The organism is Sulfurimonas sp. (assembly GCF_014859695.1).
Classification (GTDB): domain Bacteria; phylum Campylobacterota; class Campylobacteria; order Campylobacterales; family Sulfurimonadaceae; genus Sulfurimonas.
The window spans coordinates 1-3,760 of record NZ_JACUTS010000126.1 but is presented as its reverse complement, the minus strand read 5'-3'; the positions used below and the strand labels follow the sequence as shown (position 1 = coordinate 3,760).

The 3,760-nt window shown below is 40.6% G+C and carries 4 protein-coding genes and 1 pseudogene; all 5 read right to left on the bottom strand.

Annotated features, from left to right (window positions below; genetic code table 11):
* Positions 1-111 precede the first annotated feature (111 nt).
* A complete protein-coding gene (locus IBX42_RS11690; RefSeq protein ID WP_294933109.1) occupies positions 112-255 on the bottom strand; it encodes a hypothetical protein in 144 nt (47 codons plus the stop codon).
* 112 nt (positions 256-367) lie between these two features.
* Positions 368-1,963: an arginine--tRNA ligase gene (argS, locus tag IBX42_RS11685; RefSeq protein WP_294933108.1), complete on the bottom strand. Its 1,596-nt coding sequence runs from the start codon at positions 1,961-1,963 to the stop codon at positions 368-370.
* 3 nt (positions 1,964-1,966) lie between these two features.
* The gene (locus IBX42_RS11680; RefSeq protein ID WP_294933107.1) at positions 1,967-2,209 is read right to left on the bottom strand and encodes a twin-arginine translocase TatA/TatE family subunit; all 243 of its coding nucleotides are present in this window, start codon (positions 2,207-2,209) and stop codon (positions 1,967-1,969) included.
* Positions 2,210-2,295: 86 nt separating this feature from the next.
* Complete coding sequence (gmk, locus tag IBX42_RS11675) at positions 2,296-2,916, bottom strand: guanylate kinase (protein WP_294933106.1); 621 nt, start codon at positions 2,914-2,916, stop codon at positions 2,296-2,298.
* Positions 2,916-3,760: pseudogene (locus IBX42_RS11670) on the bottom strand (hypothetical protein); the annotation flags it as partial. The pseudogene IBX42_RS11670 and the gene gmk, both read right to left, overlap by 1 nt.

Sequence of the window (3,760 nt, the reverse complement as noted above, 5' to 3'; positions counted from 1 at the left end):
TAGTCTCTTGGCTTGATGAGAGTAAAAATCCGATTTTAATACAGATTACGAAATCCCAGCTGAGGGAAGTCTTAAAACTCTACCCCGACCTTAAGGGCACCTCTAAAAACTCTAGCCACCTTCAGCGATAGAGAGAAGTTCACAATCAAGGCGACTCTTTGCAGCCCTAGCTGTAGCTAAGGCAAAAAGAGTCAACGCAGAGTGTGGGCTTCTCTCTATCGCCCTACGGGAGGGTTCAAAAAAACGATATGGCATAAAACTTTTTATCACCGTAGCTATGGCTACGCTTCAAAAAAGGTTTTACACCATCTCATCTTTTTTGATTCCCTCTGAAGGTAACTAGAATTTTTAGAGGTGCCCTTATGTTTTAATCTTCCTCTTTTGTCATGTAATCTTTTGCCGTTATCCCCATCAAAGAGAGCCCGGTGCGGAGTGAGAGTCCCACAACCATTAAAAGTTTTAGGAGTTTTGCTTCATCTTCTGTTCCGATAATTCTGCAATCATAATAGAACTTATGAAGTGATGCCGCAAGTGATTTTAGATACTCAGGAAGTTTTTGAACCTGTCTTGAGCTAAAAGCATCTTCAATAATCTCAGGCAAAAGCAGTGCGTCAAACATCAGCATATCCGCATTGTCATCCAAGTTTTTCAGAGTCGCAGACATAATCTCATCTTCACTCAAATCACTTTTTGAGAGAATAGTTTTGATCCTTGCATGCGCATACTGGATGTAAAAAATAGGGTTCGAGCTATCCTGTTTTTTAAATTCAGAGATGTCAAACTCTAAAGCGGTATCGCTCTTCTTTGAAGCAAAGATAAATCTAAGCGCATCGGAGCCAATCTCCTCTACAATATCGCTCATAAGTATAACATTGCCCGCACGCTTGCTCATCTTGTATGGTTCGCCGTCTTTTAAAAGACTTACCATTTGAGAAAGCTGCACTTCAAGCTTAGAGCTCTCGTATCCCAAAAATTCAACAGCGGCTTTTACCCTCGCTATGTATCCGTGATGATCCGCTCCCCAGATATTTATGTAGTGGTCATACCCTCTCTCAAACTTTTGGTTATGATAGACTATATCGCCGGCAAGATATGTAGGACGCCCATCTTCACGAACAACCACTCTGTCCGAGTCATCACCCTTTTGCGAAGATGCTATAAAGAGTTTGCCCTCTTTTTCATAGACACCCTCGCCCATTTTTGCCATGACTCTATCCCAGTCTGCATAAAGGGAAGACTCATAAACAAAGGTGTCAAAAAAGACTTTGGTATCTGCCAAATCATTTTTTATAATCTCCATGACACCATCTTTTGCCCAGAGTGCGAGCTCTTTTTGGCGAGAATCGTCACTCAGAATCTCTTTGCCGAATTTCTCGACTGCATTTTTTGCCAAAGGAGCCAAATAGTCACCTCTGTAGTAACTCTCCGGGTACTCGACACTCTCTTTGAGTATATTTTCACGTCCGTAAAGTTGAATGGAGAGACCAAGCAAATCTATCTGGTTTCCGGCATCATTTACATAGTACTCAGCCGTTATATCATAGCCTAAATGACGTGCTAGCCTATAAAGAGTATCTCCGTAAACTGCGCCTCTTGCATGACCTATATGAAGCGGTCCCGTCGGGTTTGCACTTACAAACTCCAAAAGGATTCTTTCATTTTTTTCCTGTTTTGCAAAGTCGTCGGGATTATCAAGCGCCCATGCGGCATAATCGCTTAAAAAATTTTCACTAAGACGAAAATTGAGATAACCTTTTACGGAATCAACACTGCTAAAAAAATCAGATTCATTAAATGAGGAAGCTAACTCTTCGGCAATTTTCATAGGAGACTCTCTGAGCTCCTTTGCCATAGAGAAAGCAATGGGTGTAGCAAAGTGACCGAAAGAGCGGTCACGAGGTTTTTCTAAAACAACTTCACGACCAAACTTTTCGCGCAAAAGCGCCGATACTCGTTGTTTCAAGAGTTACGCTTGTTCTGTAGTTTTTGGTGTTTCTTTTGCAGCGGTCTCTTTTTCAGACTCTACTTTTTTAGGAGCCTCCGTTGATGCAGTTTTTATCTCTTCATCATCGTCATTCTTCATCTCAGCTTTAAAGTTTTTAATTCCTTTTCCAAGACCTTTTGCCAATTCAGGTATCTTTTTTGCACCAAAAAGCAATACTACAATTGCTAAGATTATTAATAATTCTTGTCCGCCAGGCATTCCCATATCTATTCCTTATGTAAATTTAAGTCCGAAATTATAACTAAATTAGCTGTAACTTCTCTTATCACAACTATATTGTGAGCTTATTGTTATATATCTTCCCATTTTCTAGCAAAATCATTTATCTCGTTTGCCGGAATTTTAACTCTTGCCGCATTTGCTATTGTTTTTAGAACCTCTGCTGCATCTTCAAAATTGTCGTTTACTATAAGAAAGTCATACTCGCTGATTCTCTGAATCTCTCTTTTTGCCATATCAATGCGGCGGTCAATAACCTCTTTTGAGTCGGTAGAGCGCGCTTCAAGGCGCTTTTTCAACTCTGAGAGCGTTGGAGGGGAGATAAAGACCGAAGTTGTAATGTCTCCAAGTCTATTTATAATGGTTGCATTTCCCTGAACATCTATATCGAAAATTACAAGTTTGCCCTCTTTTAGAGCCTCTTTTACAGGCTTTATGGATGTTCCGTAGTAGTTGCCATGTACAAAGGCATACTCTAAAAAAAGATCATTTTCTATATCTTTTTTAAATTCAACCTCATCTACAAAGTGGTAGTGTACACCGTCAATCTCACCCTCTCTTATTGGACGGGTAGTTGTCGAGATTGAGAAGTAACACTCACCTAAATCACCTATAACTGCATTAAGCAGGGAGCTCTTACCTGCCCCGCTTGGACCTGAAAGAACTAGAATTGCTCCTGATTTATGGTTCACTACTTCTCACCCAAAGTTATATTTATACTTATCTTCATTCCCTTGAGCGATGCCGCAACATCTTCATTTGAGAGTGCTTTTAAAAGTTTTTTAAGAGCTTCCACTCCCTCATCTAAACTCTCCGTTGACTCCTCTTTTGCACTGGAGAGCTCTTCTTCTAAACTGTCCATTTCTTCAGAGCTCTCTTCTTCATAAAATTCATCTGACTCATCTAAGTTATCAACACTATCCTCTTCCTCAACCTCCTCAACATCTTCGCCTATTGCCAATTTTAAATCTCTGCTTGTCAAAGAGTCAAGATTAAGCAGAATATCTTCATCTATTTCACTCTCCAGGTCTGCAGTAGTTAGCTCCTGAACCGCTTCGTGAATCTGGGACTCTATATCGCTTTGGTCAAACTCTTTTTCTTCTTCATCAGACTCATCCTCTTCATCAGGCTCTATCTCGTCTTCGGGCTCATCAAGTTCAAGCTCTTCATCAAGCTCGAGCTCTTCAGATTGGGCTTCTTCGGGCTCCTGTTCTTCATCAAGTTCACTCTTACCCTCTTCAAAATCTAAATCTTCGTCTTCAAAATCGAGCTCCTTTATTTCCTCAAGCTCCAACCCTTTTTCAACTTCTAGATTCTCTCTAGATGCATCATCCTCTTTTTCGGTCTCTTGCAAAAGAGTCTGAACCTCTTGAAGCTCATCTTTATCAAGAACGCTTCTCTTCTCATCATCTTCAATCTCTAAGTCATCCGAGTCAACGCTCTCTTCTTCATCCGCAGAACCTAACTCTTCATCTTCGAGTTCTTCATCAAGCTCATCTTCGAGCTCATCAAATTCACCCTCTAGATCTTCATCAA

Coding starts and splice junctions, on each gene's coding strand:
- IBX42_RS11690 (WP_294933109.1), bottom strand. CDS start 255: ATGCCATATCGTTTTTTTGAACCCTCCCGTAGGGCGATAGAGAGAAGC.
- IBX42_RS11680 (WP_294933107.1), bottom strand. CDS start 2,209: ATGGGAATGCCTGGCGGACAAGAATTATTAATAATCTTAGCAATTGTA.